Raw genomic sequence first — 26,659 nt, 5'->3', positions numbered from 1 at the left:
GGGGGCGCCGAAATCCAGGCGGGAATGGCAATTAAGGATTGAATGTTTTTTGTTTTGAAGCGGACGGAAAATCACCGTCGAGCGGTTGGACGGGATCGCACTGCCTCTGCCGTTGTTCATCAGCAGCGTTCGTTCACAGCCCTCGCATCGGGTTCAAGGTACCGCGGTTTTCCTGACGGCCAGGGCGGATGCCGTTCCTTAGGAATTGGCGGGTGAGATTGGCCACCTCTAGCAGCCTGGTATCCATCACAAAATGCCCACCGTCGAGGATTGCGATCTGCGCCTTAGGAAGATCCCGATGAAAGGCTTCAGCTCCTGCGACGGTGAAAGCTAAATCGTGCTTACCCCATATTACTAGTGTAGGTAGCTGATGTTCGCGCAGCCATTTCTGCCACGTCGGATAAGCTTCAAGGTTGGTGCGATAGTCGTAAATCAGTTCCATTTGGATAGCGCCTTCACCGGGGCGATTGAGAAAGGCTACTTCGTCTTGCCAAAGGTCTGGGTCGTATGCTGTTACGTCTGGATCACTGCCGATATGGCGCTGGCGAGTCACGTCCACAGACAAATGAGCAGCTTGGAACTTTGCCTCATAGGCGTTGCGATCCGCCCAATATGCTTTGCGGGTGTCCCACAATTTGCCTAATCCTTCAGCGTAGACGTTGCCATTCTGGAAAACCATCGAGGTCACTGCCTGTGGTCTCGCCATAGCAAGTCGCATACCGACGGGAGCGCCATAATCCTGCATGAAAAGGCTGTAACGCTTGAGTCCAACGATATCGGTGAAATGCTCCATGACCTTTGCAAGGTTATCAAAGGTGTATTGGAACTGCTCCGGAGATGGGGCGGCACTGTTGCCAAAGCCTGGATAGTCAGGAGCAATAAGGTGAAATCGGTCGCCCAATTGCTTCATGAGTGCTTCATACATTCGCGAAGAGCTGGGTACTCCATGCAGTAGCAGCACTGCGGGGTAACGAGAGTCACCAATTTCACGATAAGCAATATTGACCCCATCAACTGTTACCTGGTGGTATTGCATTTTAGGGGATTCAGCTTGGGCGTGTCCGAAGCCGAAAAGCATTGGCAATGCCACCATCGCGAGGTATTTAAATAGGTGCATCACCGTACTCCACTGTGGTGCAGAGGCACTCTGCGAAAGACCCGGGTTTGCGCGCATTATTGTTTTGTGCGCTCAGTCTTATTGTCGATAAATCGCTGGATGAGCGGAATGGCTAGTCATGACAATGCGGTATTTCACCTCGTGAAAGAGTGCCCGCCTGGCCACGGTGTAACGCTGAGATAGACAGCTTCGCGGTGGCGGTATTTGAAGGTGCAGCACGAACTCGGCAGTTCCGATCTGAAAACACTCTGACAGCAACTCACACTCGCGAAGTGCAATCGGGTTGGAGTCGTGGGCACATATCGTGTATTCGCGTTTTGGCTGATCACCATGAGGGCCTCTAGCGCATGGCAATCCTGAGGATAAGGGCGATCGTGTCCACGTATTTTTAAGTGGAGAACATCGCCCGTATTGCAGGGGTTTGGAAGGTGACTTTGCCGGACGCCTACGATTAACTCGCCGAGCCTTCGCAACTGAAGTTACATTGCCGAGCGTCAACTGTGTCGCAATAGCCATTTCTCACACGTGTTAACGGCTAAGCGGCTTTCTCTTCGAGCTTGGCTTGCTATTCGCTGAAACATGCAGGTAGGACAGCACGCTTTCTGTCAGCTCGGCAGAAAGCCTGACCGCTTCCTTGTTCTGCGTCATAACGGCAGCGACCAACCCCTCGATCAACGCTAAAACAGCCGAGTTTGAGCTGATCAGCACCGGATGGTTCGCCGCAGCAAACAGTGTGTGATGAGCGATGTTGGCCAAAGGCGATGCTGGCGAGTCGGTGATGGCCAGCACTGAGGCTCCCCGTTCTTTGGCAAACCTCGCTAATTGCAGTGTGTCCTGGGAGTAACGGGGCAGCGAGATCGCCAGAAGGACGTCGGCGGGTGTGATGGATGCCAATCGATAGGCTGCGTTCTCGTTGCCACCTTCCATACTGATTGCCTGCGCATCAGCAATGAAGGGAATCAGGTTGGATGCTGCCAGTCCCGCCATGTACGCGCTGTTTCCAAAACCAAGAATATAAATCTTACGCGCCTGAATCAGGGCACTGACAAACGCTTCGAACACTTCTGAAGGGTTGTTGGTGTTGGTCGTGCTCAGGTTACTGGTTGCGATTTGAAGTTGTTCGGTCAAGCCGAATTCGCCCGAGGGCCGATGGGCCATCTCATTGCGCAATTTGTCGACAGGCGAAACCATGTCCTGCAAGGTCGCCACCAGTTCAACCTTCAATTGCGTGTAGCCCTTCAGGCCTATGGCGCGCGCAAGCCGATTGACCGCAGCCGGTGACGTCAGAGACTCCTGCGCCAGCTCTTCGATGGTCAGGGTTGCGGCCTTCAACGGATGACGCAAGATGAAGTCAGCCACCTTGCGCAGTGAAGGTTGTAAATCCGGTGCAGCCTCGGCGAGGTTGCGCATGATAGGGGCTGTATAAACGGTGGCATTGCGAGGAGGTTGGAGCATAGGTTGGGCCGGCCTGTCGATCAGTTGCCCCAGTGTATCTGAAGCGAGCGAATTCACGGGAGTGTCGCCTCAATCGGTCAAGAGTCGCCCTTGGCGAATGGGGTCGCTGCCCGTGACCTTGGCTAGCCACAGGCCTGGCTGAGCAAACCTTAGACGCTCTCGGGCATAGAGAACGCCATTCGTGGTGGCGCAAACGCGTGTATGGATATCAGTTATCGGATCGAAGACCTCAAAGAGCGCGTCCCCTTTGTTCACCCGCGCACCCAATGGTTCCAGGAACGATACGACCCCTGCGTGTGGCGCATAAGCATACTGCGCGCCTGCAAATGGCGTGGCTTCACAGTACGAGGGGGGCACTTTTGGCCAGTCGCCGCTGATCATCTTCAGGTCACCCAAGTACGCCAGTATGGCTTCAGCGTGAGCTTCGGCCGCGACGTGACCGGTGTCCGCCATACCGCCCAGTTCTAAGGTCGTCGCCATGCAAGCCATCGGAATGGCTGCGTCTGGGAATTGCCTGGCCAATTGGAGCCAAGGGGTGGAGCATGCTTCGTCAAAGGAATCGCCGCCGGCTGCTTCTGCCAGCAACGCCGCGCCGGCGCCGAGGCGATTAGCCAATGGCTCAAGTGAGTCCCAAAGCTGTGGCAGGCAATAAAGCAGAAGAATGGACTCAAAGTCGCAATGCAGATCAAGCACCACATCCGCATCACAGGCGTGAGTCAACAAAAGGCGTTGCAACCCTTCAAGCGGGGAGTTCGCTTGCGGCAGCTCGTTCAGCTCGTTCAGCACGTCGTGCATGGCCGCTCTGATGACCTCCACATTATCCTTGGCCTTGCCGTTCAGGCGTCCGGTAACCCGGGCAGCCACCGTCTCACCGAGTGACGGGAAATCCCGATTGAAATTTTTGCCGCTGGCAAAGTCGAATCGCCCCTGATGAGTGGCTTGAAACATCTGTGACAACCCGATGGGATTAGCCACCGGAACCAGTTCAATCGTCGCGTTCAGCCGACCTTCTTGCTCCAGCTCGCGCAAGCGCTTTTTCAGCTCGACCGCTACGCGCATGCCTGGCAATTCATCCGCGTGCAGCGACGCCTGAATGTAGGCTTTACGAGGGCCGCTACCAAAACGAAAAACCGACAGACGTCGTTCGATACCCGGGCTGCCCCAAGGCAGCAAGTGCTCAATGTGTTCCATGGAGAGTTCCTGAAGAAGGCAAGCAGGAGTCGCTGAATCACAACTCCTGCTCAAGTGATCAGCCGCCGTAGATGTCGTAGTTGAAATACTTGTTCTGGATCTTTTGGTAAGTGCCGTCTGCGCGAACGGCGTCGATGGCGGCATTGAGTTTTTCAGCGGTTGCGGAGTCGCCTTTGCGTACCGCAATTCCCGCACCGTTGCCGAAGTATTTGTTGTCGGTGAAGTCGGGGCCTACCAATGCGAAACCTTTGCCTGCGTCGGTTTTGATGAAGCCTTCATCGATGTTGACGATGTCGGCAAGAGTCGCATCCAGGCGTCCGGACGCCAAATCCAGGAACGCTTCACCTTGGGAGCCGTAGCGCACGACTTCAATACCCGCCGCGGCGAATTTGTCACTGGCATAGCGATCGTAGGTAGAAGCGCGCTGAACGCCTACTCGCTTGCCTTTGAGGTCAACCAGCGGGTCGTTGATGACGGTGCCAGCCTTCATCGCCAGCTTGCCAGGGGTGTGGTAGTACCTTTTGCTGAAATCGACCGATTTAAGACGATCGGGCGTGATCGACATGGAGGAGAGGATTGCGTCGATCTTGCGCACCTTGAGCGATGGAATCAATCCGTCGAACTGCTGTTCAGTCCATACGCATTTGACCGCCATTTTCTCGCACAGCGCATTGCCGATGTCGTAGTCGAAACCGGTGATTGCGCCGTCTGCTGTTTTGGACGCGAAGGGCGGATAAGCCGCTTCGATACCGATGCGCAGTGTCTGTTCTTCTGCCATCGCGAATGTGCTCATGGCAGTCAGCGCCACGGCGCCGAGAAGTGTGATTGTTTTCATTTTACTACTCCTTATAGCGGGTATCAGGGAGGGTGAATGCAGTCGACGAGCACGTACGGCGTTTGATTAGGATTGGATGCGGCTACAGCTGTAATGAAACGATTATTTTCACAAAATGTAAAACAAGAAAATAATAATATTATTAGGTGAGACGCCAAGCTTTTCATAAGCGGAATATAAGTAATTGATAAATAACGATTAAAACTAATTTATTGGCGGTTATGTGAATTATTCAGCTCAGATCAGAGGTCTTGATCAGTAAAAAAATGCGGCGTATAAGATTTCACTTGGTGTCAGTTTGATAGAAAAATTTTCAGATAGGCACTATCAGGATCGGCTGTGAAGCCGTTGATGTTCTCCCCAACAAAAAGAGCAATACGGATGAGCAAAGTGAGAAAGGGCAGGGTGTTGGCCGCGTTGGTTATCGCTTCTTCAGCGACATCGGCGCTCGCGGATGGCCATTTACTGGCGGTGGGGGGCATGCTGAGGGCGAGCAATTTGCCCGTGTATCACAAATTCGTGGATCTGGCGGGCGGGTCTGGTGCGGCAAAGATTGTGATTTTCCCCACCGCCAGTGGCAGCCTGGGTTCGAGCAAGCGCTTTCAAGCCGAGCTAGTGGCATTGGGTGTGCCGGCTTCGCACGTCACGATTGCGTCGATCGATAGCAAAAACTACGCACAAACCATGAACGACCCCGAGGCCGTCAGGCCAATCGCTGAAGCAAGCGCCGTATGGTTTGTGGGCGGGGATCAAGCGCGAATTGCCAAAGCGCTGTTTAACGCCGATGGAAGTGATTCGCTGGCGATGCAAGCCGTGCGCAAAGTGTATGAGCAGGGCGGAGTAATCGGCGGCACCAGCGCGGGCGCAAGTATTCTCGGTGCGCAGATGCCGACGGCTTACGGCGTTGTCATGGATACGCTGGACTTTGGTGTCGCGAAGTCCGCTGGGCACCGCGGTGCGGCATTGCTCAAAGGCTCTGGCTTATTCAAGGCCGGGATAATCGATCAGCACCTGGATCAGCTCGAAGAGACCAGTACCGGGCGAACGGCGCGCATGGCCAGTTATCTGGTAGGCGACCAGCGCGGCAAGGGTTTCGGGTTGGATACCAACACGGCCATGTGGGTGAAGCCAGACGGTCAGATCGAGGTCATTGGTGAAGGTTATTTGACGGTGATGGACGCCAGCCATGCAACCAGGCAGTTCGGCGTCTACGGGACTGAATTGCATAACGTGCAACTCGCGATGCTTGGCAACGGCGATCGCTACAGCCTTTCGACAAACGCGGTTTCACCGGCGGAAGGCAAGGAGGTCATCAAGCCAGGCGATGAGTACCTTGTGGGTAACCAAATGATCACGGACTTATCGGCAGTGGCGGCGATGCGCCGTGCAGTGCTGTATGGTCTGGCGGACAACACAGCTACCCGTCAGTCTGGATTGATGACTCGATACAATCCTTCCAATGGTTACCATTATGGCTATCGGTTTGATTTTACCAAGGCCCCAGGTTTTGTTGCTCACAGCAAAACCTATGACTCATTGACCAACTACACCGCACAGGGCGTGAGTCTGGACGTCACGCCGGTTGACGCCTGGTTGAGACCTCCGCAAAAAAGCCTGCCCACCGACGTCCCGGCGAATCAGGCATCCAGCGCAGTGCGCGCGGTGGTTTTCCGTGGGCTGATGACCTGTAATGAGGCCAATGCCTTTGAGCCGGCTCGTGCCATTACCCGAGGGGAGTTAGCCAACACGTTGCAGATGACGTTGGCCGGTGAGATGAAGGTCGAAAAGCAAGCGGTCTTTACTGATCTGCCAGCGGATTCCCCTTTGTTAGATCAAGTCGAGATTGTGGTTTCAAATGGCTGGATGAAAAGTGGGCCGGCGTTTGAAGCGAACAAACCGGTCACCCGAGAAGAGTGGGTTGAAGCCGCCAAGGTTTTGGTTGCTCAAGGTCGTGTCACAACGGTGGTACCTGAGTCGAGTAAAGCTGCGACCGTACGCCGTGATGAAGTGGCCGAACTGATCGCCCAGGCATACGATCTTGGAGACAAATCTTGAAGTCGGCTGTTGTTCGGCTACGCAGTCGATGCGCGTTGACTAAATGAAGTGACTCAGATGCCCCTCGACCAGATTGAGATTTTCGCGCTCTCTAACCTGTTTGCTGGCGAAGAAATAGGTTCGGCTTCGGCAAAGAGTGATAACCCAATGTTTCGAGTGATTGCACGCGAGAAAACCAACGCTGGCTTTTACTCGATCATTCAGTGTTCGCTAGAGGGGCGATGGGCAAATGAAATGAAGGAGCGGTGCTGGACATTCGATCATGCCTCGCTGAGTCAACGGGGCGTTTTTGTCTGCTGGTCCGAGGACAACCGGACTTTGTGTTTGGAAGCGTTCAGTTGTTCGGGCGGATGGCCTTCAGAGTTGTTGCCTGAGCAATTGTGCCCATGGTGACGTCTCGGTGCCAGTCACCCCAATAGAAGGTCTGCATGCCAAAAAAGACGGGATGATTTCCAATTTTTACATCTCGTCCAGCTGATCTTCGCGAACGGCTTGTGCATGAATCGTGACGGTGCGACGGCTAAGCTTTACGGCAGCCCTTCGTGACCGACCAATAGTTACCGCTCACGAAGGACATCGACCCCGAACGGACACTTGCTGCCGCTATCTGAATGCTATGCGTAGATCATCAATAACCTGCTTGATTGACGGCCCTTGCGCTGCCGGCGGCTCAGGACTCTCCCCAAATTCACGCCAGATGAACAGCGTAAGTTCCGCTCCGTCAGTCAGTGACAGGGCGTTTTCGTCGCTGGCGAATGTCTGCAACAGCCTGTACCGGGCATCTTTCCAGAAAAGCGCTTCGACCCAGGCGTACACGGGAATGAAGTGAAAGTGGATGGGGTAACCAGGGTCGTGACCGAATCGACTGATGTAGAGCCATTTCGGCTTTAGCTGCCATTCCAGGGTTTTCTGGATGTTGGCCATCAGCCCACCCAACTCCGCCAGTGCATCCTCGGGAAGTTCAGCCAGCGAGTTGACGTGAGTTTTCGACCCCAGCATCAGATAGCCGGGAAGCGCCGACGACAGGTGATGATTGAGTAGCCAATGGGTGGTTTCAAAAATGACGAAGTGTGGTGCTACTTCCATGTGCTGATGTCCATGATCGTGGGGCACACAGAGTATCAAGGCATCGACTGTTGTGAAGGCCACCTCTGTGTCTATGCGCTTCCCACATCGGATTAATGCCGATTCATCACTGTTCTTTCAAATGCTCGGGGCACATTCTTGGCCAAACCCCGACGCCGTACTGCGCGTCATTCTCCACCTGACGAAGAGCTAAAAAATGAGCGTATTCACTCACGTTACAGTCGGCACCAATGATTTGAACAACGCCCGCAGTTTCTACGACAACGCACTGGGCGAACTGGGCCAGAAGCGCATTGCCGACCTCGGCGACAACGGTTCTATCTGGGGCGAAAACGCGCCGTCTTTCTTCGTTCTGAAACCGGCGAACGGCGCACCTGCCAGTGTCGGTAATGGGGTGACCATCAGTTTCGAAGCGCCGACGCGTGCCGCCATCGACGCGTTTCATGCTGCCGCATTGGCCGCTGGCGGTACCTGTGAAGGCCTGCCGGGACCGCGTGGCTGGGCACCGAATGCCTACGCGGCCTATGCCCGTGATCTGGACGGCAACAAACTGGCGGCCTATTGCTTCAGTCCCGATTAAGCGACTCCACCGGCAATAAGAGCCCGGTCAGCCGAAGGCTGTCGCGTCCGCCACGTTTGGATTCGTAGAGCGCCGCGTCGCCTTGTTCGATCAGCGCCGTCAGGCTGACGGGCGGTTTGTCGAACAGGGTGGCGCCGATGCTCAGTGTCACGGCGTCGGGCGTGGCGAACGTTTGAGAGGACGTGGTGCGGAACCGGTCACGCAGCGTATTGCCGAGTTCGACAATGCGCTCGGTCGATGCGTTGTTCAGCAGAATGACGAATTCATCTCCACCCAAGCGGGCCACCAACGCCTCTTCGGGCAGTAACGAGCGAATCATCTCGCTCAGCGCCACCAGCAGCCTGTCGCCTGCGGCATGGCCGTACAGGTCGTTGACCAGTTTGAAGTTATCGATGTCGATCAGCAGCAAGGCACCGGGTCGGGTCGACGAGACCTTTTCCAACAGACGCGGCGCCCGCAATTCGAGGGCTCGGCGATTGTAAAGGGCGGTCAATGGATCCCGCTCGGCCAACCGTGCGATCTGTTTTTCGCGCCGGTAGCGCTCGGTCCCGGTCATCGACAAGGCGATCAGCATGATTGCCATGGCGCCTTCGACCAGGGAAATCTGAATGATCTCGCCACGAAACGCCGTCAGATCGATCAGCGTGCCGGGAATCACGGCGGTCAATGCCTTGGCAACGTAGAAAATCCCGTGGGCCAGCAGCACATACCGCAGTTGCACCGCACCGACGCTCAAGGACTTGCCATGGGGACGCAGCAGAAAGCTGGCCCTGAGCGTCGACAGCGCCACGAGCAACGAGTTGACCAGCAACATGGCCTTCGACCACATTTCCCCGTCCGACAAGGACAGCATGGCGAACCAGGCGACGAAGATCAGGTACCAGGCACGGGACAGCTGTGTTTGGGTGAAACGTGCGACGCCCAGCAGGAACAGGAAGTGCGCGGTCACCAACAGGCCGTTGGCGAACCAGATGCCAATCAGGAGATACCCGCTGACGCGCAGCAAGGCGAGGGTGCTGCCCACGGAGATCGTTGCAAACCCGGCGCTCCAGAGCAGCAGCGAAGGCTCACGAATGCTGCGCCATTCGATGGCCAGATACAGCGCGGCGGCCGCTGCGAGGGCGATCGAAAGGGTCAACAGTGTGGGAGGGTCGAGCGGCATTTCCTGACAGACCTGTCTGGCTTTGGGAAGGACGGGGCGATTGTAAGCGAGCCTGGGTCTGGACAGCATCAGGCGCGAATCGCCGAGCCTGTCATTGGTCGGGCGCTACAGCCACGTATTCACCACCCGACGATCCAGCTCTTCCCAATCCGCCATGCCCAACACCCGCGTGGTGTTCAACCCGCGCAAATAACCACGCAACTGGTTGGCGGTGGCACGGGTTAGCTCCGGGTCGGGTGGGTTTTCGCACAGCAGTACGGTTTCGTACTCGATCAAGTACTCGGCTACCCGGTCACGGAAATCGGGCAGAACGGCGTCGCGGATCAGGTCAAACGTTCTCAAGGAGAGGCCTCATCAATCTTTTTCGGTTGTGATTGAGTGTGTACGAGTCTGCACGGTGCGCAACTATTGCTGGAGGCAATAGTGACAATCAAGAAACACAAGTTCTGCTTTGGCGCAATTAACCGGAAAATCGCCCCCATCGAACACCGCCCGTGACGCTGTCCCGTCGCGTGATGAACCCGGACTTTTTATTTTCAGGATGACATCCATGCGCCCTTTATTTGTGCCTGCCATGGCGTTTGCCTCTCTGTTGCTCAGCGGTTGCGCCTCTGCGCCGAACGACCCGACGCTGACCTTGCAGACCCGCAAGACGCCCGCCCAGTACGCCGAATGCGTCGTACCGAAATTGCAGGGCAGTGCGTTGAACCCGACCGTCTCGCAGACCCAGCGCAGCTACCGGATCGTGGTGCCGAGCAAAGTCTCTGCGGACAACGTGCTGGAAGCCTACAAGGCCGGCAGTGGCGGCAAGGTGTTCATCTACGAGCGACACCTGCTGGCCTCGAATTTACTGCCTTCGAGTTTTGGACGCGCCGCCCAGGATTGCATCTGACCCCGGCCTGTAAACGTTTTTCAAGCGCTCCTTTGGTTGGCCGCAACCAACCAATTTTCTGCCCCGCACCGCATTTCGGTTGCGGGGCTTTTTTTGCGCGGGCCAATTTGAATGGCCCAACACGGCCCGGATCGCCTGGTCGATATCGCGCAGATGTAGGCAGGTTTGTGCAGCACGAAATAATCCTGTCCTCTGGACGAAAAGCATCGTAGTTTACGCGCCATAAATACAAGGACGTCTGGGGTGTAAATGGGCGCTTATCGTTTGCTGTTGGCTATTCTTGTGGCCGTTTCTCATATGGGCAAGACGTTCGCGGGGCTTAACCCCGGCGTGGTTGCCGTTATTTCCTTTCTGATCATCAGCGGCTTCGTAATGACCTCGCTCATCGAGCGCAATTATAAGGCGCCGGAGAAAATCGGCCTGTTCTACATGGACAGGGCCTTGAGGCTTTACCCGCAGTTCCTGTTCTACTTCCTGGCATCCTGCGCCGTGATCTATTGCCTGCTGCCCGGCACGCCTCAAGCCGCCGAGCTGACGCTCGGGAACATCGCGGCGAGCCTCACTATGGTGCCCCTCGGTTTCTATATGTTCGGAATCGCAGGGTCGCTGATCTTGCCGCCGGCCTGGTCACTGGGGCTCGAGATGTGTTTCTACCTGGTGATTCCTTTCCTGATGATCTACAAGGTGAGGGGCGTTGCGTTTGCCGTGTCTGTCGCCGTGTTTATGACCGCGTGTCTTGGTTTCATCAACACCGATGTGTACGGCTATCGCCTGTTGCCGGGCGCCTTGTTCATGTTCCTGTGCGGCAGCTACCTGTACAAACCGCAGGCGAAGGGATTAGCGATCGCTGCTGGCACTGCCGTGGCGGCTGCCTTGACGTTTGCGGCAATCGAAGCGGGATTGATCGAGCGCCGGCCGTTTAACGCGGAGGTGACAGCGGGCATAGCGTTAGGCATTCCGGCCGTGTACGTGCTGACGAAACTCAAGTTTCATCGGGTTGACGAGTTCCTCGGGGACATCAGCTACGGCGTGTTTTTGAACCACTTTGTGGTGATGTACTTCCTGCGCGCTTTCTGGCCGGTTGCCTACGACGCGCACATCGTTGCAGCCGTTCTGGTCCTGTCGTTCGGGTTCAGTTGCGTTTCGTACTACTCCATCGAGCGACCGGCGCTGAAACTCCGTCATGCGCTTCGGGCTGGTGTCAGGTATGGCGCGGTTAAACCGCAAGGCGGCGAAACAGCGGCTTAGTACTGTCACTGGCGTTATGCCGGTCTTTCTCGGTCATACGTTTTCATTATCCGATCGGGTAAACGAGTACCGATCGATATCAGACCTGAGCTGCCAGCCCTGGCTTTGCCAATAGTCAGCAGCTGTTTCATCGAACGACCGCCTCACAGGGCAGCAGCCGATGGGCCTCGTCGAGTTCCATAGCGTGATGGACACCCCATTCGATCAACGATTCGAGGATGGGCCGCAGGCTTTCACCCAGCGGGGTGAGCAGGTATTCGATCCCCTGACGATCCTGGGCGCTGGGTTGCCGGCTCACCATCCCGTGTTCCTCAAGCGCTCGCAGTTGCTCGATCAACACCTTCTGTGAAACGCCGACGATGCGCTTCTCCAGATCACAGGTGCGTTGCGGTCCGTCCAGCAGCACATGAAGGATGACTCCCTTCCAGCGCCCGGAGAGCACAGCCAGCGTGCGCTCGATCGGCAAGCCCGGCAGTCTATTGATTGTCTTCATTGGGTACCACTGACTAAACGGTGTGTAGATAGGCTCGATTTACGAACAGTACGCTTTCCCTCCGATCAGATCCGACCCGAAGGAAGCCCAATGATAGACCTGTTTGAATCTCAGTTGGTTGGTGGCACCGTACTGCTGAAAAACCGCATCGTCATGGCCCCTATGACGCGCACGCGGACGTCCGAGGGGGACGTCCCCAATGAATTGATGGCCACCTATTACGGGCAGCGAGCCAGTGCCGGCCTGATCGTCGCCGAGGCAACGGACGTTGCTCCGTCCAGCAATGGCTACGCCATGACACCCGGCATCTACACGTCAGCCCAACGGCAGGGCTGGCGTCTGGTCACCGATCAGGTTCACCGCAACGGCGGCACGATATTTCTGCAACTGTGGCACGTCGGCAGGATGGCTCATCCATCGCTCATGCCGAACGGCGAGGCGCCTTGGGGCGTGACCGACGAAAGAGCTGAATCGCAGGTGTTTGCCCACGGCCCGGACGGCAAGTTGGACCATATCCCGGCAGGTAAACCTCGGCGCCTGAGGCCAGAGGAAGTGATGGCGTTGGTCGACACGTTTACCCAGGACTGCATCCACGCTCGGGAGGCCGGGTTTGACGGTGTCGAAATCCATGGTGCCAATGGCTATCTGTTCGAGCAGTTCATGAACTCGGTGCTCAATACGCGCAGCGATTTATATGGAGGCGGCAGCGTGGAAAACCGTACACGGTTCCTGCTGGAAGTCGTTGAAGCGGCGGTGCGTGAATGGGGGCCGGGGCGTGTGGGTGTACGCCTGTCGCCGTTCGGCAAGTTCAACGGTATTCCGGCGGACCCGCTGACCGAGGAAACCTTGCTGTACGTGGCTGAGCGTCTGGGTCGTCTCGGCGTCGCCTATCTGCACTTGGTCTACGAGCTGATGCCTGAGGAAAACATGGAGTTGGCCGAATTCAAAACGAACCACCTCGACCACGCTCTGCTGGCCAAGGTTCGGGCGGCGTTCACTGGCACAATCATCTGGTGTGGCGGATTCACTGATCGCAACAACGCGCAGGCTGCGCTCGATACCGGGTTGGTGGACTTGATTGCCTTCGGCAGACCCTTTATCGCCAACCCGGACCTTGCAGAGCGTCTCAAACACGGCTGGCCGTTAGCCGAAGCGGACCGATCAACGTATTACACCCGACGCGGCGAGGTCGGTTATACGGACTTCCCCGCCTATTCACTCGGGTAATGCTTTACGCAGCCTTAGACTGACTGCGGCGGTGGCAGGCGTTCGGTGGCGGGTTCTGCCAGCGCCTGCGATTTGCCGTCAATTGCCGCGTTGTGCTCCCTGTGCGCACCCCGGGGATCGGGTCCGGCCATTTAAGCTGATATCATTCGGGCGCTGACACACCGAGTGGAAAATCATGAATCGTCAAAAAAAAATCAAGCAGCTATTAAAGGCGCACGCCAAAAAGGCCAGTGCCAAACTGGCACCGGCAAGCAAGTCTAAATACATCAGCAAGGCTGACCGATTGAAGCTCGCGGCTGAATCCAGTCTCGATCCCATCACCTCCTCTGAGAGCGAGTGAGTTGCAGGAAACAGCGGTCTGTCGTGTCCAGCGATTGTTTGCCGGCACGCCGATTCACTGTTCGCGCCGCATCCGTCCCAGGAGCGTCCAATGCCGCCCATCATCACGCGCCTGGTGGCGCTGTTTGTTCTGTGCCTGACGCTTGAAGTGCCAGCCCAGACCGGCACCTGCCCGGCTGGCGAGAAGCAAGTGTGCCTGGACAGTTGCATTTGCCTGCCAGACATGGGGCTGACCGATGACCTCTACCAGATCGCCGCGCCGGCCTTGGCACTGTGGCTGACCCAAGCCCGCGCTGACGCCGCCATCACCGGCCTGCAACCCATTCCACCGCACATCCGGGAGCAACTGCTGCGCTGGTACGACCCCAGCGTCCTCGATGCCGCACGCTACAAAGTCAGCGATAACGGCCAGTTCAACGCCGCCACTGCCATGCTGCAAAACCCCGATGTCGGTGCCGTGACGCTGATCGACATCATCCTCTTCCGGGATGCTGAAACCGCAGAACAGAACATCGTGCTCTGGGCTCACGAACTCAAGCATGTGCAGCAGTTTCAGGAATGGGGGGTAGAAGGATTTGCCCAGCGCTATACACAAGATTTCAATGCGGTGGAGGCGCCGGCTTATGCCATACAGGCTGAGGTCAGGCGGACGTTGCGGGACGGAGCTGTAACTCATCCTTGAACCTGATCTGGAGCGGCGCATGAAAGTTGGTGTGATTTCCGATACCCATGGCTTGCTCCGCGCTGAAGCCCTGGCTGCCTTGGCGGGTTGTGAGCGGATCATTCACGCGGGCGACATTGGCAACGCCGACATTCTCGATCAACTCAACGCTATCGCCCCGCTTTACGTCGTCCGCGGGAATAATGACCTGGACGCCCCATGGGCAGAAAAAATCCCCGACCTTCTTCGTTTCGATCTCGACGGATGGGAAACGCTGCTGGTGCATGACATCGCCGATCTCCCGGCCGCGCTCGACTCAGCCATCAAACTGGTGATTACCGGTCATTCGCACAAGCCAAGGATAGAGTGGCGTGGCGAACAGCTTTACCTCAATCCCGGCAGTGCGGGGCGGCGGCGTTTCAAGTTGCCGGTGACGTTGGCGGTGCTGGATGTATTCGAAATGTCCCTGGAGCCGCGTCTGGTCTCGTTGCTCGAATAATGTCTGGGGTTTTTTCTAACAAAAAACGGCTCGTTGATAAAACGAGCCGTCGTTGTGAAAGGGCTATTTCAGATCGGCCTCAAAGGTGATCCGCATCAATCACCGCCTTGGCGAACGCCTGTGGATCTTCCTGCGGCAGGTTGTGACCGATGCCGCCGCTGATCAGCCGGAACTCGTATTTGCCGGTGAAGCGCTTGGCGTAATCCTCGGGGGCAGGGTGCGGCGCACCGTTGGCATCGCCTTCAAGGGTGATGGTCGGCACGCTGATGGACGGCGCCATGGCCAGTTTCTGTTCGAGCGCCTCGTATTGAGGCTCGCCCTGGACCATGCCCAGGCGCCAGCGGTAGTTGAAGACGGTGATCTCGACGTGGTCGGGGTTTTCCAAGGCCTTGGCGCTGCGGTCAAAAGTGGCGTCGTCGAACGCCCATTTTGGCGAAGCCAGTTGCCAGATCAACTTGGCGAAGTCATGGGTGTTTTTCTCATACCCGGCGCGACCGCGGTCGGTGGCGAAGTAAAACTGATACCACCACTGCAATTCCGCCTTGGGCGGCAGTGGATTCTTGCCGGCCGCCTGATTGCCGATCAGATAGCCGCTGACCGAAACCAGCGCCTTGACCCGTTCCGGCCACAGCGCCGAGACGATGTCGGCGGAGCGCGCGCCCCAGTCGTAGCCACCGAGCACCGCTTGTTTGATCTTCAGGGCATCCATGAAGTCGATGACGTCACTGGCCAACGCGGCCGGTTGGCCGTTGCGAAGGGTTTTATCGGACAGGAAATGTGTATCACCGTAGCCACGCGCATACGGCATCAATACGCGATACCCCTTCGCCGCAAGCAGCGGGGCGACTTCGTCATAACTGTGAATGTCGTAGGGCCAGCCGTGCAGAAGAATCACCACCGGCCCGTCGGCCGGGCCAGTTTCGGCGTAGGCCACGTTCAGCAGTCCAGCCTTGATGTGCTTCAGCGGGCCGAACGGGGAGGGTGTTGAATAAGTGGCTTCTGCCGTGATTGCCGCCTGCTGTGCGGCGGCAGGCGTTTGCGCGTGCGCCACGCCGAGCGCGCCGAACAGGGCAAACGCCAGGATCGACGAGCTGGCCAAGCGGCGGCGGGTATTGCCGATGTTGTTTTGCATTGCCATCTTCATGGTGATGTCTCCGTTGCAAGCCGTTGGCCAGGGGATCTGGCTGAGCCCCTTGAAACCTTGAATGCATTTCAACGCGGTGACGTATCTGGCCTGTGTCGAAACCCAGGCCCGGTGAAAACGGATGTATCAAGAGGATAGTCGTACACACTGTGATACACGCCGGCGCGGTGAAATAGCGGCCATTGGTGCACTCAAAATTCCCGACATTGGCGCTGTGTTGCGATCCGGGCGACGCGTACCCTTTTCCAGATCAACGGGCCGATCTGTGACAGAGGATAAACCGTGGCGACGAACAACCTTTTCAGCGTGAAAATCCCTGACAGCAAAATGGCCCGCGAGGTGACGCAGCTCATTCGCGATACCGAGAGCGAGTTGCTGTTTTCCCACTCCACGCGTGTCTACTTTTGGGGGGCGTTGCTCGGAGAGCGCAAGGGCCAGGCCTTTGATCCGGAGTTACTCTACGTCGCTGCCATGTTCCACGACCTCGGCCTGACCTCGATCTATCGCGAGAGTCAGCTTCGCTTCGAGGTGGACAGTGCGAATGCCGCGCGCGATTTCCTACGAGGCCATCACATCGCCGAAGGCGACATCGAGAAAGTCTGGAACGCCGTCGCGCTCCATACGACGCCGGGCATTCCAGAACACATGCATTCAGAGATTGCCCTGGTGCAGGCCGGCGCGGGAATGGACGTGGCGGGGCGTGGTTTTGAGCTGTTCACGGACGAACAACGCGAAGCGGTGATCGCTGCCTATCCTCGCGATACCGACTTTGCCCATCAGATGATCGACGCGTTTTATCACGGGCTGCAGCATCGGCCCCAGAGTACATTCGGGACTTTCAACGATGATTTCCTGGCTTACAAGGATCCGGGTTTCCAGCGGGTGAATCTTTGCAGCGTTATCCTGAGTTCGCGTTGGGAGCGGTGAGTCATGCTCTCAACGTTTCTGGTGTTTTGCACGGCAGATATGCCTCCGGCGGATCAAAGCTGCGGCGACTAAGCGGGGGGAGTTGTTTCCTGACAGAGCTGCACATCGAGATAATCGCGGTGGATCTCACCCTTTTCATCAGGTGGATATTCCAGAACGAGGCGGCAGTGCTCAGCGTCGTAACGCATACCTTCGACGAAGCAATCGTATTCCATTCCCGGAAATCGCGTTATGAGTGTCGCTATATTTTCCTTCGTCCACTCCAACAGCCGCATATGAAATGAACGCCAGTACATGCCGTATTTTTGAGCCTCTTTCACGGGGTAAAAACCCAGGACGTTGAGGCTGTAACCTAACAGCCTTGAGCTGTCCAGGTCGGGACATTGATGTATCGTGCGCTCCAGCCAACCATGAACTTGCTGCTGGATGTGTTGGCCGATCGTTGTCCTGAGCTCGTGGGAGTTCAGAATACCGCTCCATATGAGCTCATGATGAATGCGACGCGCGACAATTCTCGGTTTTCTTACGCGTGATGCGTCTTCGATCAACGAACAAATCAATTTCACAATGTCTTCGGTAGCGTGTTGCGGAATCGGCAACTTCGCTGACATGCGCTCGTCAAGAACGGTGACCATATCCCTGATGAGGTCACCCAATGCCGTCAAACGTAAGTAAAGATCATCGTGAATCTTTAACTGCGTCAATTGGAGGTCGTCGTTCAATTCGTCGACGATTGACGTGACTCTCATCCGCGCCCCGTGCAGTGCCGCCGCCCGCCTTGGCGCGTTGCTTGCGACATGACTGATGAATGCTTCGAGCACCAGGCGGTAATAGGCCCGCCATTGATCGATGTCCCATGGCGTGCGACGCGAATAGGTGGGGGAAAGGAGTGTGGAGATGCTTTCAACCAGCTTAGGGTCCCCGCACAGTGCGGATGTCACAGTTCGGGTGATACCTTCCGAGCCCGATTCGTAGTAGTCCGTCTCGCTGTAGAGGAACGAGGCCTTATTGTCGATCGCGGCGGTCACGATGTTTTTGGTGAAAATCTCGACACACAGGTGGTACTTCCGTTGCCGGCTCATCTCGCGGAACAGATCGTTAATCAATCCCGGAGCGCCCTCGACCGTAGCTCGGCAGAACTTTGGGCTGCCCATGGCAAGCAGAAGCCGGTCGGCACCGGATAGTTCAGATGGGGAGGTCGTGGCATGTTGGACGATCCTGACGACAGACCTGGACAGTTCATCCGCTACGATCGCCAGCTCCGTTGGCGAGCCACGCATAATGCTGGCCTCGAGAGTTTTGACGAAACGGCTGGCATTCAATCGGTTGAACTTGGCCGGGCGAATGAACGCGGACCACAGCCAGATGAAAATGGTCAGGAGGAAAGCCGCACCCAGCCAGAATTGCCACGACTCGGGAGTAAACAGGGGCCCTGAGGGAACCCAGCCTTGCTTGGCGCGCCAGAGGTCAGTCAACAGGGCCAAGATGCCTACGCTGAAAGTGACGAATAACGACAAGCCTCTCAGAGGCAAGGTTGCAGTGGCGATACGAAACTTGTAACGCACATCGACGGTGGTCCAGACCAACACCATCAGTGCCAGGCCTGCGATGAATTCCGAGAATCCAAAAAACTTGGGCGCAGTGCTATTGAGCTGAAAGCACTGGAAGGTGAACCCTACCAGTGAACACGTTTCCATGGTCATGTGAACGTCCTGTTTCCGCGCCCATGGATCTTTTTGGGCTGGCGTGCGAATGAAAAAAACGGGGGGCGTATCCTATCCCATCGCCGCGGCGTAAGGCGATGGCGGAGACCTTGCTTATCAAGATCCCATCAAGCCCTGCTATTCCAGGTCACCGCACACAGCGCCAGTCCGGCTACATTGAGGGTTACGGGATTGAAGGCATCCCTGAGCATGGAGAAATTGAAAATCGCGACATCCAGCAGCAGGCCGGCCAGCGCCGCCGAGGCGATGATCAACGGCCAGGCAATGCGTGACGCGAGCAATAGCCATAAGGCCAGGGCAATCTCGGCGACTCCGGCGGCATAGGCAAACAACTCCACCTGATGGATGCCATGGGCTTGAATCATGGTCCGCTCGCCTGGACTCAGCCACAGCAGCTTGGGCACCAGACCATGGTAGGCAAACATGAACGCCAGGCTTCCCCGGGCGATCCAGTGGGTGCGTTTCAAGGCGCTCACGTTGGCGCTTTCAAAAATCGACGCTCATGGTCGGGCGTGGGCAACAGGCAGGTGTCGTATTTTCCAAAGAGCCGATATCGATTCAGCGCAATGCGATCGTAGACCCAGTCCCGCAGCGTGCGCGGGCAGGCGCGCAACAGTCTCAATGGACGCCAGGCGCCGGGCAATTGGGCGATGACTTCGAAGACGGCATCCGAACGCACCCAGTAGTGCCGGTCGCGGATCACGGCCATGGTATCGAATTGATCCAGGGGCAAACCTGCCCACGCCAGCAACGCTTGTCCTTCGGGCGATTGCACTGCCGCCAAGCGCACGCGTTGGTCGCGGTCGTGGCGGATCAGGAACCTTGCCCAGCCGTTGCACAGCTTGCAGACGCCGTCGAACAAGACCACGGTTTCGCCTGGCTGGAGTAATGGCGCGGGTGAGGACCGGATTATGGACGCGGGCATAGAGGGGGCCATGGGGGATGGATTGTTCCGGATCATACCCGCGTGCCTGGGCGGAAGTCTTTACGGGAAGCGCCAGCCTCTATCAAGGATGGCCAGTGAAGGGCGGTGTCATCTTGGTGTCACCTAAGGCATGGCAAGATCATCGCAAACCGTCCTGAACACCCAGCGCAACCCCCGCCCACGGGCTGATGAATTTTCCAGGAATCCTCACCATGAAAGGAGACGCCTCTCTGTTTGCGGCCATTGACCTGGGCTCCAACGCGTTTCGCCTGATGATTGGCCAGTCGGTCAGACGCAACCAGCAGATCGTGATCCAGGAAGTCAAAACCCTGCGCGAGCCCGTCCGCTTGGCCGAAGGATTTCAGGGCGGCGCGCTGGATGAGTTGGCGTTGGATAGGGGGTGGCAAGCGCTCGCGCGATTCGGCAAAAAGCTGCGCGGCTTTGAGGCTGGACGGGTGCGGGCCGTGGCGACCAGCGCGGTGCGCGAAGCCGACAATGCGCAACTGTTTTTGACCAGCGCCGAGCGTCATCTGGGTTTTCGAATCGACGTTATCTCCGGGCATGAAGAAGCCCGGCTGGTGTATGCCGGGGTTGCCCACGCGACACCGAGTGCCGCGAGTATGCGGCTCGTGGTGGATATTGGCGGCGGGTCCACCGAGTTGATTCTGGGGCAGGGCGCCCAGCCCCTGCTGACCGAAAGCATTGCCATTGGCAGCAGCACTTTTGGCACGCGGTACTTCCAGGGTGGGCGCATTACGGCTCAGGCCCTGCTGGAAGCCGAGCGTGTCGCCACTGTGCAGTTTGAAAAGGTCGCGCGTCGTTACCGTGCACTGGGTTGGCAGCAGGCCATCGGCTCTTCAGGCACCGCGCGGATGCTCGCCAAAGTCCTCAAGGCCAACGGCTTGAACGACGATGACCAAAGCGGAATCACCTACGGCGGTTTGCTGCGCTTGTCATTGCGCCTGCTTGAAGCGGGGCAGGTCAATTCGCTCAGGTTGGCGAGCTTGCAACCCCATCGGCTGAGTAGTTTGCCGGGCGGTCTGGTGGTCATGCTGGCCGCGTTCAAGGTTTTTGGCATCTCGCAAATGACACCTTCCGAAGCGGGGTTAAGGGTCGGCGTGCTTCATGGGTTGATGGCCAGGCACTGATGGGGTGCTGTCGACTGACTGCAGTCATTATCGGTCAGGGATGCAAGCCGTCAGTCAGCGCTACTCAAGCGCGGGCGAATGCCAACTATCATGAACCGGGCGAAACCATCCTGAAGGAGGCGGTACCCCATGACGAAGGAAACCATCAGTGCAAAGGACGGAGAGGGTGAAGATGCCTCTTCGTTGATAGACGCGAGAATCAAGGAACTGAGTGATTGGCGGGGCGAAACGCTCGCCCGGGTCCGGGCGCTGATCCAACAGGCCGACCCTGACGTGGTCGAAGAATGGAAGTGGCGGATTCCGGTGTGGTCGCATGCGGGCATCATCTGCACTGGCGAGACGTACAAGAACGCCGTGAAGATGACCTTCGCCAAGGGGGCGTCGCTGGAGGATCCTTCGGGGCTTTTCAACGCGAGTCTTGAAGGCAATACGCGACGGGCGATAGACGTGCATGAAGGGGATGAAATTAATGAGAAAGCGTTGAAGGCGTTGATTAACGCTGCCGTCGCGCTCAACACCTCGCGAGCGGCCGCGCGTGCCAAACCGGCGAAGTGAGAGCAAGAACTAATTTCGATCAATGAATCGCACTTCTTGTAGCAGCAGGCTTCGCCAGCTGTAACAGATCGTGTGTCGGCTTAACTGACGTCTAAGCAGTGCTTAGTTAGTGCTCCTGAAATCAATCCGTCACGAATTTATTCATGCGACTTCTTTAGGTTGTTTGTGTTATCGCAAAAATGTATTAAAAACTGTCACTTATTACAGGTGGTTTAATGCGGGCTGCTGACTAGTGTTGTCGATGCAATCATAAAACGGCGGGGCGATACGCCCCTTCGATGTCTTAGCGAAGATAGGTGGACTTAAATGACTGATAATATTGCTCAGTGTATAAAGAATGCAGCGAAAAATATGCCTGTTTACGTCAAGGCTAATATCTATGATGAGAGTGTGGGTGTATACGTGGTTAAAGAGTTTGACGGCACGTTGCTGTCAGTAGAAAAGTCGCAGATTACTATTTCAACTGATGAAAATCCCTTCGGTCGAAGCATTCTTGTCCGGAATATCTTAAAGCTTAAAGGCACCCCTTTTATTCATTCTGGGATGACCATTTTTATAGAACTCCATTCGGGGGAGGTATTTGAGTTGTTTTATGTGAATCCTTCGGATTCCGTTGAAAATTTAAAAGTTAAGATTCAGAGTGAGAAAGGGTTTTATTCATATCAGCAAAGGTTGTTCCACCAAGGTCGGCAATTGGAGGACGGACGCACTTTAGCGGATTATGAGATTGGTGAAAATGCAACTGTACATTTGGAGGTGAGGGGGACGTAAACGGCTGGACCGACTGGGAAGCAATTGGCAAAGTTGTGCTTGCTCCAGGACGTAGAACAAAGTAGGCGGGTTTATTTATGACTTCAGATAAATCCGTCAACACTGTCAATTATCGTTTTTATTGTTTTTGCTGATGTTGTCTAAGTCTCTTAAAAAATCTTTATATAAGCAAGGTTTGCCTTCTCCGTCCTGGTAAATTCCATTTTTTAACTCGATGAGGATGTCAATGGCGTAAATTTTGTCGTCTTCGAGTGTCGAGCCTTCTGGGAATCGGTGCGAGTAGGTGCTGTTTTTCTGGCTGATTATATGGTTTACACCGTTTTCGTCTGAAAGATTGAATGGTCGATATCGACTTTCAGAGTCTCCTAGACTTGCCCGAATACCTCCTATCGATGCGATGGCTGCATCTATAGCAGTAATGGCATTATCTATCTTCGTGGCTGCTGACTCTGGGCTGGCGGCAGTTAATACAATAGTCCCACTTTTGATGTTCATAGAAATTGCGTCAAATTTGGGATTGATTTCGAAGGACTTGTTGTCTGACGTAATAGGCGTCCCGAGGGTCAGGTCTATCTGGCCGTTTTTTTTATCTGTCATGATGGACTCCAGTTATAAGTAGATAATGAGGTCTTGCTGCATTTCTGCCGGAAAATAGACGTACAAGGAAGTTGATAATTCATACGACTAATTCTTTTATTACGTAAAAGAAGATAGAGCTGCATGTGCGAATCGGCAACTGTAACAAATAACAGTTTTTAAGAATTTTTGGCTATAGCTTTCGCGTTAAATACATCGGTAATCAAAGAGCGTGACAAAGGCAGACAAAGGAAGCCATCCGTGCAAAGGACGGAGACGGAGAAAGTGCCTCTTCGCTGATAGACGCGAGAATCAAGGAGTTGAGTGATTGGTGGGGCGCTCCGGTGTCGTCGTATACCGGCATCTCCGCACCGGCGAGACGTACAAGAGCGCCGTGAAGATGACCTTCGCCAAGGGGGCGTCGCTGGAAGATCCTTCGGGGCTTTTCAACGCGAGTCTTGAAGGCAATACGCGACGGGCGATAGACGTGCATGAAGGGGATGAAATTAATGAGAAAGCGTTGAAGGCGTTGATTAACGCTGCCGTCGCGCTCAACACCTCTCGAACAAAAGCCGCCGCCAACCAAGGGGTGGCAAATTGCCTGCTTTAGCTGATACCAATTGGCCATCTCATCCGTTAGAGTGTGCGCCGCCCGAGAGATGGATCCCGGGCACTATCTCATGGAGTTTTTTCAGTGAAGTACGTTAGTAAAGTTGTCGCGGTTGCGCTGTTCGGTCTGGTTCTGGCGGGTTGCACCGGCACGCCGATGAACACCCAGCATTATGAAAGCAGTCAATACACCGTCTTGGGCCACAGTGAAGCAAGCGCCACTGGCCTGCTGCTGTTCGGCGTGATCCCGATCCAGCAGAACAACCGTTTTGTTCGCGCTCAGAATGCGGCGATCAAAGCCAAGGGCGGCGACGCGATGATCAACACCCAGGTGCAGGAAAACTGGTTCTGGGCGTGGGTCCTGACCGGTTACACCACCAAGATCTCCGGTGATGTGGTCAAGCTGAAAAACGTTCAGTAAGCCCAGTACCCGGTCTTGATTGCGGATGCGCAATTGTGGCGAGGGGATAACTCCCCTAGCCACAGGTTTTTGCTCCTCTGAAGATGTTCTTAAGTAATGGCCTTGCGGTTGAACCGGGTTTTCATCAGTGGAAGCTGGAGGTCATTGGCGTTCCGTCACTCTGGCTTGCTGTGCCACCCGATTCCTTCCCGACCACTTCGCCTGATAGAGCTGCTGATCGGCGCGTTTGATCAGCGCGGTGGTATTGCTGTCCGATAACTCGGCCAGGCCGATGCCGATGCTGACCGTGACGTGCCCGACCGTAGCAAAAGTGGCTGCGGCAATCGCGGCGCGAATCTTCTCGGCAACGACCTCGGGGCTCTCGGGTTCCTCGACTTCCGGCAGCAGCACCGCAAACTCCTCGCCACCGTAACGGGCCACGAAGTCAGTGGCGCGGGTATTGTCCTGGATTACCCGGGCGAGTTGGTGCAGCACTTCATCGCCGATCGCGTGGCCGTGGGTGTCATTGATTTGCTTGAAGTGGTCGGCGTCGATGAACAGCAACGCGAAGGGCCGTCCGGTGCGTTGAAACAGCAGGTTGCACTCATCCAGTTTCTCGTCGAATCGGCGCCGGTTGTACACGCCGGTCAGTGCGTCGTGGGTGGCCAGTTTCAACAGATCGGCGTTGGCCTGGGTGAGGGCGGCGGTGCGTTGCGCGACCGTGGCTTCCAGCGACGCATTGGCTTCCTGCAACTCGCGCTCCTTGCCGAGCAAGGACTCCGTCATGCCCTGGAGGGATTGGCCCAGTTGGGCGATTTCTCGCACCGAATGATCCCGGGGGAAGGTCACGCCGGGTTGATGGTGCTGTACCCGGTGGGCCGACTTTGCCAGTTGCTCGATCGGGCGACTGAGGTACAGCGCCAGGTAGTACGCCACCAGACCAAACACGACCGCGGCAATGACCCCCAACACCAGCAATTTGTAAAACAGGATACGTGCGGGTTGAAGCGCGATATCCAGTGGCTGACGGACCGCGATGTACCACGTCAGGTCCGTGCTCGATGGCGTGGGCACCGCGACAACGCTGGTCAGGTAACCGTTGCCCACTGACCAGCCGGCCGTGTCGGAATGATTTTCCCGGGCGACCGGCATGTCCGCCACGCGTTGCCCCATGAGTGATTCCGGGTAGAGCACTTTGCCGTCATGGTCGACGATCAGCGCCTCCACTTCGGGCGTCATGTCCTTGCGCAGCACGGCCGAGTCGACAATCCGCGTCGCCCAGCTCCAATGGGCATGCGCGCCGAGCACACCGATTACCTGGCCCTCGGCATTGCGGATCGGCGCGGCTAAATCGATGAAGCGCAAAGGCTCGCCACTGGCGGTTCCGGGCAGCAGTTTGGCCAGCAGGACCGCCTCATGAGGATCGCCGGTATAGGCACCGCGCAGCCCGGCCTGGAACCAGGGGCGCTCCTTCACCGATTGGTTCACCAGAAGGCCGTTCACCGCTTGCCGTACACGCCCGTTGGCGTCAGCCACGCCCATCCAGGCGTACTCGGCGCGGGACTGTGAACGCAGCTCCATCGACGACAAGATATCCGGATCGTCCAGGTCGCCATGCTTGAAAAACGGCGCTCGACTGAGCAGGGACACTTCGAGCTGACGCTCATGCAGTTGCGCGCCCAACAGCTCGGCCGCCGACCTTGCCGTGCTCAACAACGCATTGCCGCTGGCCTGCTTCATCTGCTCGGTGGCGATGTGGCCCACGTAGAAACCCACACTCACCAGCGTGAGCAACGACAGACCGGCAAACCAGAGTGTCAGGTGGCTTCGCAAACTGGCTTTGATCATGGGCGATACCTGACGGTTTGAAGTCGCAGCATGGTATGCGCAATGGTTGGGTGGGTGCCAGTGGCGGCGCTTTCATGGCCATCGCTCGGTACCCGCATTCGCCAACGCTATGACGTGAAACAAAGTCGGTGGTACAAGTCGGACTGAAGCGCCTTCAGTCGGCACGACCGCGTATTTGCGCTAGGATCCGCGCAGCATCCCGGGCCGGAGACAAACCGAAGACACGAACGTAGTCCCGGCTGAATTGGGTAGCGCTTTCATAGCCGACATCGAACGCGGCGCTGGTGACGCTTTTAGCGTTCGCCACCAACAAAGTCCGCGCCTGGAGCAACCGCACGCGTTTTTGATACTGCAAGGGGCTGAGCGTGGTGACGGCTTTGAAATGGCGGTGGAACGCAGACACGCTCATTGACGCTGTGCGGGCCATGTCCTCCACCCGCAGCGGCTCGGCGAAGGCGCGGCGGATCCACTGGATGGCGAGGCTGACACGGGCCATGGCCGTATCGGGCGCGGCGATTTCGCGGAGCATCCAGCCGTGCGGTCCTTGCAAAACCCGATAGAGAATCTCCCGCTCGTACACCGGGCTCAGCGCCGGGATGTCCGCCGGCCGGTCCATCAATCGCAGCATGCGCACCCAGGCGTCCATCAGCTCGGGTGTGACCGCGGCCACCGAAAAACCGGCCTCCCGTGATTGTTCAGGCGGAGCGGCAGGTTTTGGCAGGTCTGTCAGCAACGGCGCCAGAACGGCAGGGTCCAGTGTCAAGGCGACGGCGAGGTAAGGTTCGCCGGACGTGGCTGGATGCACACTGCCGACCGCAGGCAGTTCAATCGACATCACGAAATAGGTCGCCGGGTCGTACCGCAGGGTGCGATCGCCGACGGTCATCGACTTACTGCCTTGCAGGATCAGGTTGATCATCGGCTCATAGACAGCGGCCAACTGATGCTCGGGAATCGCACCCTGGACCATCGCCACGCGCGGGATGCCCGTCTCTGTACGCCGGTTTTCGGCCCTGGCGGCGAGGGTTCTGAGTTCATGCAGTTGGTTTTCCATGGGGAGACATCTGACCGCAGGGTGACGCACGACGCAAGCGAAAAGCAGAAACAGGCAGGATTGGAGCAGTAACGGCTGCGCTCGCTCGACGGTCTATGGTTACCGTGGTTGCTCATCTGATTGACAGTGGAGCAAGCC

The 26,659-nt window shown here is 56.7% G+C and carries 28 protein-coding genes and 3 pseudogenes; 15 read left to right on the top strand and 16 right to left on the bottom strand.

Translation table 11 applies throughout. The features are described 5' to 3' along the window. Nucleotides 1-61 precede the first annotated feature (61 nt). A pseudogene (locus K0F88_RS33070) lies at nucleotides 62-199 on the top strand (hypothetical protein); the annotation flags it as partial. Here K0F88_RS33070 and K0F88_RS27580 read toward each other — a convergent pair. The 4 genes from K0F88_RS27580 to K0F88_RS27565 form a co-directional block, all read right to left on the bottom strand. Next, the gene (locus K0F88_RS27580) at nucleotides 134-1,036 is read right to left on the bottom strand and encodes an alpha/beta fold hydrolase (RefSeq protein WP_257605370.1); all 903 of its coding nucleotides are present in this window, start codon (nucleotides 1,034-1,036) and stop codon (nucleotides 134-136) included. The pseudogene K0F88_RS33070 and the gene K0F88_RS27580 overlap by 66 nt on opposite strands. A 609-nt stretch (nucleotides 1,037-1,645) precedes the next feature. Next, a complete protein-coding gene (locus K0F88_RS27575; RefSeq protein ID WP_219097347.1) occupies nucleotides 1,646-2,572 on the bottom strand; it encodes a MurR/RpiR family transcriptional regulator in 927 nt (308 codons plus the stop codon). Between the two features lie 69 nt (nucleotides 2,573-2,641). Next, nucleotides 2,642-3,763, bottom strand: a complete 1,122-nt coding sequence (locus K0F88_RS27570; RefSeq protein WP_219097320.1) for a succinylglutamate desuccinylase/aspartoacylase family protein — start codon at nucleotides 3,761-3,763, stop codon at nucleotides 2,642-2,644. A gap of 58 nt (nucleotides 3,764-3,821) precedes the next feature. Continuing rightward, nucleotides 3,822-4,598 (bottom strand): ABC transporter substrate-binding protein, encoded by a 777-nt coding sequence (locus K0F88_RS27565; protein ID WP_219097319.1) that lies wholly within the window; start codon nucleotides 4,596-4,598, stop codon nucleotides 3,822-3,824. Nucleotides 4,599-4,979: 381 nt separating this feature from the next. On the opposite strand from K0F88_RS27565, the gene K0F88_RS27560 reads away from it, so the two are divergent. Then, nucleotides 4,980-6,653, top strand: coding sequence for a cyanophycinase (locus K0F88_RS27560; RefSeq protein WP_219097318.1), 1,674 nt, complete (start codon nucleotides 4,980-4,982; stop codon nucleotides 6,651-6,653). A gap of 603 nt (nucleotides 6,654-7,256) precedes the next feature. Here K0F88_RS27560 and K0F88_RS27555 read toward each other — a convergent pair. Then, nucleotides 7,257-7,739 carry an HIT family protein gene (locus K0F88_RS27555; protein ID WP_219097317.1) on the bottom strand — a complete coding sequence of 161 codons (483 nt, stop codon included), beginning with the start codon at nucleotides 7,737-7,739 and terminating at the stop codon, nucleotides 7,257-7,259. 196 nt (nucleotides 7,740-7,935) lie between these two features. Between K0F88_RS27555 and K0F88_RS27550 the strand changes: the two genes are divergently transcribed. After that, nucleotides 7,936-8,319: a VOC family protein gene (locus tag K0F88_RS27550; RefSeq protein ID WP_219097316.1), complete on the top strand. Its 384-nt coding sequence runs from the start codon at nucleotides 7,936-7,938 to the stop codon at nucleotides 8,317-8,319. On the opposite strand, the gene K0F88_RS27545 is transcribed toward K0F88_RS27550, so the two are convergent. Both K0F88_RS27545 and K0F88_RS27540 read right to left on the bottom strand, forming a co-directional pair. Further along, on the bottom strand, nucleotides 8,306-9,481 hold the full coding sequence (locus K0F88_RS27545; RefSeq protein ID WP_219097315.1) for a GGDEF domain-containing protein: 1,176 nt from the start codon (nucleotides 9,479-9,481) through the stop codon (nucleotides 8,306-8,308). The genes K0F88_RS27550 and K0F88_RS27545 overlap by 14 nt on opposite strands. 105 nt (nucleotides 9,482-9,586) lie before the next feature. Continuing rightward, nucleotides 9,587-9,823, bottom strand: a complete 237-nt coding sequence (locus K0F88_RS27540; RefSeq protein ID WP_094467950.1) for a hypothetical protein — start codon at nucleotides 9,821-9,823, stop codon at nucleotides 9,587-9,589. A 208-nt stretch (nucleotides 9,824-10,031) separates the two neighbouring features. Between K0F88_RS27540 and K0F88_RS27535 the strand changes: the two genes are divergently transcribed. Together K0F88_RS27535 and K0F88_RS27530 are read left to right on the top strand one after the other, a co-directional pair. After that, nucleotides 10,032-10,373, top strand: coding sequence for a hypothetical protein (locus K0F88_RS27535; protein ID WP_094467949.1), 342 nt, complete (start codon nucleotides 10,032-10,034; stop codon nucleotides 10,371-10,373). Nucleotides 10,374-10,622: 249 nt separating this feature from the next. Next, on the top strand, nucleotides 10,623-11,621 hold the full coding sequence (locus tag K0F88_RS27530; RefSeq protein ID WP_094467948.1) for an acyltransferase: 999 nt from the start codon (nucleotides 10,623-10,625) through the stop codon (nucleotides 11,619-11,621). Between the two features lie 33 nt (nucleotides 11,622-11,654). Here K0F88_RS27530 and K0F88_RS32615 read toward each other — a convergent pair. Together K0F88_RS32615 and K0F88_RS27525 are read right to left on the bottom strand one after the other, a co-directional pair. Then, nucleotides 11,655-11,747, bottom strand: a pseudogene (locus tag K0F88_RS32615) (GNAT family N-acetyltransferase); the annotation flags it as partial. Nucleotide 11,748: 1 nt separating this feature from the next. Beyond that, nucleotides 11,749-12,114 (bottom strand): helix-turn-helix domain-containing protein, encoded by a 366-nt coding sequence (locus K0F88_RS27525; protein WP_094467947.1) that lies wholly within the window; start codon nucleotides 12,112-12,114, stop codon nucleotides 11,749-11,751. 90 nt (nucleotides 12,115-12,204) lie between these two features. Between K0F88_RS27525 and K0F88_RS27520 the strand changes: the two genes are divergently transcribed. The 4 genes from K0F88_RS27520 (at nucleotide 12,205) to K0F88_RS27505 (ending at nucleotide 14,840) form a co-directional block, all read left to right on the top strand. After that, the gene (locus K0F88_RS27520; RefSeq protein ID WP_094467946.1) at nucleotides 12,205-13,341 is read left to right on the top strand and encodes an alkene reductase; all 1,137 of its coding nucleotides are present in this window, start codon (nucleotides 12,205-12,207) and stop codon (nucleotides 13,339-13,341) included. Between the two features lie 175 nt (nucleotides 13,342-13,516). Further along, nucleotides 13,517-13,681 carry a DUF2986 domain-containing protein gene (locus tag K0F88_RS27515; protein ID WP_094467945.1) on the top strand — a complete coding sequence of 55 codons (165 nt, stop codon included), beginning with the start codon at nucleotides 13,517-13,519 and terminating at the stop codon, nucleotides 13,679-13,681. 90 nt (nucleotides 13,682-13,771) lie between these two features. Then, the gene (locus K0F88_RS27510) at nucleotides 13,772-14,362 is read left to right on the top strand and encodes a DUF4157 domain-containing protein (RefSeq protein ID WP_094467944.1); all 591 of its coding nucleotides are present in this window, start codon (nucleotides 13,772-13,774) and stop codon (nucleotides 14,360-14,362) included. Between the two features lie 19 nt (nucleotides 14,363-14,381). Further along, complete coding sequence (locus tag K0F88_RS27505; RefSeq protein WP_094467943.1) at nucleotides 14,382-14,840, top strand: metallophosphoesterase family protein; 459 nt, start codon at nucleotides 14,382-14,384, stop codon at nucleotides 14,838-14,840. A gap of 79 nt (nucleotides 14,841-14,919) precedes the next feature. On the opposite strand, the gene K0F88_RS27500 is transcribed toward K0F88_RS27505, so the two are convergent. Further along, nucleotides 14,920-15,984 carry an alpha/beta fold hydrolase gene (locus tag K0F88_RS27500; protein ID WP_219097314.1) on the bottom strand — a complete coding sequence of 355 codons (1,065 nt, stop codon included), beginning with the start codon at nucleotides 15,982-15,984 and terminating at the stop codon, nucleotides 14,920-14,922. A gap of 327 nt (nucleotides 15,985-16,311) precedes the next feature. On the opposite strand from K0F88_RS27500, the gene K0F88_RS27495 reads away from it, so the two are divergent. Next, nucleotides 16,312-16,911: an HD domain-containing protein gene (locus K0F88_RS27495; RefSeq protein ID WP_219097346.1), complete on the top strand. Its 600-nt coding sequence runs from the start codon at nucleotides 16,312-16,314 to the stop codon at nucleotides 16,909-16,911. 68 nt (nucleotides 16,912-16,979) lie between these two features. Here the strand turns inward: K0F88_RS27495 and K0F88_RS27490 are convergent, their stop codons facing one another. From K0F88_RS27490 to K0F88_RS27480, 3 genes are all read right to left on the bottom strand, one after another. After that, on the bottom strand, nucleotides 16,980-18,614 hold the full coding sequence (locus tag K0F88_RS27490; protein WP_219097313.1) for a hypothetical protein: 1,635 nt from the start codon (nucleotides 18,612-18,614) through the stop codon (nucleotides 16,980-16,982). A gap of 128 nt (nucleotides 18,615-18,742) precedes the next feature. Further along, entirely contained in the window at nucleotides 18,743-19,111 is a 369-nt protein-coding gene (locus K0F88_RS27485; protein WP_219097312.1) for a DoxX-like family protein, read from the bottom strand. After that, complete coding sequence (locus K0F88_RS27480; protein ID WP_219097311.1) at nucleotides 19,108-19,560, bottom strand: thiol-disulfide oxidoreductase DCC family protein; 453 nt, start codon at nucleotides 19,558-19,560, stop codon at nucleotides 19,108-19,110. The genes K0F88_RS27485 and K0F88_RS27480 overlap by 4 nt, the downstream gene beginning before the upstream one ends. 212 nt (nucleotides 19,561-19,772) lie before the next feature. Between K0F88_RS27480 and K0F88_RS27475 the strand changes: the two genes are divergently transcribed. From K0F88_RS27475 to K0F88_RS27465, 3 genes are all read left to right on the top strand, one after another. After that, complete coding sequence (locus K0F88_RS27475; RefSeq protein ID WP_094467941.1) at nucleotides 19,773-20,708, top strand: phosphatase; 936 nt, start codon at nucleotides 19,773-19,775, stop codon at nucleotides 20,706-20,708. A 129-nt stretch (nucleotides 20,709-20,837) separates the two neighbouring features. Next, complete coding sequence (locus K0F88_RS27470; RefSeq protein ID WP_219097310.1) at nucleotides 20,838-21,263, top strand: DUF1801 domain-containing protein; 426 nt, start codon at nucleotides 20,838-20,840, stop codon at nucleotides 21,261-21,263. A gap of 306 nt (nucleotides 21,264-21,569) precedes the next feature. Then, the gene (locus K0F88_RS27465) at nucleotides 21,570-22,034 is read left to right on the top strand and encodes a ubiquitin-like domain-containing protein (RefSeq protein ID WP_219097309.1); all 465 of its coding nucleotides are present in this window, start codon (nucleotides 21,570-21,572) and stop codon (nucleotides 22,032-22,034) included. 105 nt (nucleotides 22,035-22,139) lie between these two features. On the opposite strand, the gene K0F88_RS27460 is transcribed toward K0F88_RS27465, so the two are convergent. Continuing rightward, entirely contained in the window at nucleotides 22,140-22,631 is a 492-nt protein-coding gene (locus K0F88_RS27460) for a hypothetical protein (protein WP_219097308.1), read from the bottom strand. A 236-nt stretch (nucleotides 22,632-22,867) separates the two neighbouring features. On the opposite strand from K0F88_RS27460, the pseudogene K0F88_RS27455 reads away from it, so the two are divergent. Beyond that, nucleotides 22,868-23,220: pseudogene (locus K0F88_RS27455) on the top strand (DUF1801 domain-containing protein). An 84-nt stretch (nucleotides 23,221-23,304) separates the two neighbouring features. Continuing rightward, nucleotides 23,305-23,640: a hypothetical protein gene (locus K0F88_RS27450; protein ID WP_010459119.1), complete on the top strand. Its 336-nt coding sequence runs from the start codon at nucleotides 23,305-23,307 to the stop codon at nucleotides 23,638-23,640. 141 nt (nucleotides 23,641-23,781) lie between these two features. Here K0F88_RS27450 and K0F88_RS27445 read toward each other — a convergent pair whose 3' ends face one another. Together K0F88_RS27445 and K0F88_RS27440 are read right to left on the bottom strand one after the other, a co-directional pair. Then, the gene (locus K0F88_RS27445) at nucleotides 23,782-25,467 is read right to left on the bottom strand and encodes a sensor domain-containing diguanylate cyclase (protein ID WP_219097307.1); all 1,686 of its coding nucleotides are present in this window, start codon (nucleotides 25,465-25,467) and stop codon (nucleotides 23,782-23,784) included. 154 nt (nucleotides 25,468-25,621) lie between these two features. After that, entirely contained in the window at nucleotides 25,622-26,521 is a 900-nt protein-coding gene (locus K0F88_RS27440) for an AraC family transcriptional regulator (RefSeq protein WP_094467935.1), read from the bottom strand. Nucleotides 26,522-26,659 lie beyond the last annotated feature (138 nt).

Origin of the sequence: Pseudomonas sp. UMAB-40 (assembly GCF_900095275.1) — a bacterium.
Classification (GTDB): Bacteria; Pseudomonadota; Gammaproteobacteria; order Pseudomonadales; family Pseudomonadaceae; genus Aquipseudomonas; species Aquipseudomonas mandelii_B.
The sequence above is the reverse complement of the archived record's forward strand: the minus strand, read 5'-3'. Positions and strand labels throughout refer to the sequence as shown.

Bases quoted from the DNA above. Each gene is read 5' to 3' on its own strand.
- K0F88_RS27580 (WP_257605370.1), bottom strand. From the start codon at position 1,036: ATGCAATACCACCAGGTAACAGTTGATGGGGTCAATATTGCTTATCGT.
- K0F88_RS27575 (WP_219097347.1), bottom strand. From the start codon at position 2,572: ATGCTCCAACCTCCTCGCAATGCCACCGTTTATACAGCCCCTATCATG.
- K0F88_RS27570 (WP_219097320.1), bottom strand. From the start codon at position 3,763: ATGGAACACATTGAGCACTTGCTGCCTTGGGGCAGCCCGGGTATCGAA.
- K0F88_RS27565 (WP_219097319.1), bottom strand. From the start codon at position 4,598: ATGAAAACAATCACACTTCTCGGCGCCGTGGCGCTGACTGCCATGAGC.
- K0F88_RS27560 (WP_219097318.1), top strand. From the start codon at position 4,980: ATGAGCAAAGTGAGAAAGGGCAGGGTGTTGGCCGCGTTGGTTATCGCT.
- K0F88_RS27555 (WP_219097317.1), bottom strand. From the start codon at position 7,739: ATGGAAGTAGCACCACACTTCGTCATTTTTGAAACCACCCATTGGCTA.
- K0F88_RS27550 (WP_219097316.1), top strand. From the start codon at position 7,936: ATGAGCGTATTCACTCACGTTACAGTCGGCACCAATGATTTGAACAAC.
- K0F88_RS27545 (WP_219097315.1), bottom strand. From the start codon at position 9,481: ATGCCGCTCGACCCTCCCACACTGTTGACCCTTTCGATCGCCCTCGCA.
- K0F88_RS27535 (WP_094467949.1), top strand. From the start codon at position 10,032: ATGCGCCCTTTATTTGTGCCTGCCATGGCGTTTGCCTCTCTGTTGCTC.
- K0F88_RS27530 (WP_094467948.1), top strand. From the start codon at position 10,623: ATGGGCGCTTATCGTTTGCTGTTGGCTATTCTTGTGGCCGTTTCTCAT.
- K0F88_RS27525 (WP_094467947.1), bottom strand. From the start codon at position 12,114: ATGAAGACAATCAATAGACTGCCGGGCTTGCCGATCGAGCGCACGCTG.
- K0F88_RS27520 (WP_094467946.1), top strand. From the start codon at position 12,205: ATGATAGACCTGTTTGAATCTCAGTTGGTTGGTGGCACCGTACTGCTG.
- K0F88_RS27515 (WP_094467945.1), top strand. From the start codon at position 13,517: ATGAATCGTCAAAAAAAAATCAAGCAGCTATTAAAGGCGCACGCCAAA.
- K0F88_RS27510 (WP_094467944.1), top strand. From the start codon at position 13,772: ATGCCGCCCATCATCACGCGCCTGGTGGCGCTGTTTGTTCTGTGCCTG.
- K0F88_RS27505 (WP_094467943.1), top strand. From the start codon at position 14,382: ATGAAAGTTGGTGTGATTTCCGATACCCATGGCTTGCTCCGCGCTGAA.
- K0F88_RS27500 (WP_219097314.1), bottom strand. From the start codon at position 15,984: ATGAAGATGGCAATGCAAAACAACATCGGCAATACCCGCCGCCGCTTG.
- K0F88_RS27495 (WP_219097346.1), top strand. From the start codon at position 16,312: ATGGCCCGCGAGGTGACGCAGCTCATTCGCGATACCGAGAGCGAGTTG.
- K0F88_RS27490 (WP_219097313.1), bottom strand. From the start codon at position 18,614: ATGACCATGGAAACGTGTTCACTGGTAGGGTTCACCTTCCAGTGCTTT.
- K0F88_RS27480 (WP_219097311.1), bottom strand. From the start codon at position 19,560: ATGCCCGCGTCCATAATCCGGTCCTCACCCGCGCCATTACTCCAGCCA.
- K0F88_RS27475 (WP_094467941.1), top strand. From the start codon at position 19,773: ATGAAAGGAGACGCCTCTCTGTTTGCGGCCATTGACCTGGGCTCCAAC.
- K0F88_RS27470 (WP_219097310.1), top strand. From the start codon at position 20,838: ATGACGAAGGAAACCATCAGTGCAAAGGACGGAGAGGGTGAAGATGCC.
- K0F88_RS27465 (WP_219097309.1), top strand. From the start codon at position 21,570: ATGACTGATAATATTGCTCAGTGTATAAAGAATGCAGCGAAAAATATG.
- K0F88_RS27460 (WP_219097308.1), bottom strand. From the start codon at position 22,631: ATGACAGATAAAAAAAACGGCCAGATAGACCTGACCCTCGGGACGCCT.
- K0F88_RS27445 (WP_219097307.1), bottom strand. From the start codon at position 25,467: ATGATCAAAGCCAGTTTGCGAAGCCACCTGACACTCTGGTTTGCCGGT.
- K0F88_RS27440 (WP_094467935.1), bottom strand. From the start codon at position 26,521: ATGGAAAACCAACTGCATGAACTCAGAACCCTCGCCGCCAGGGCCGAA.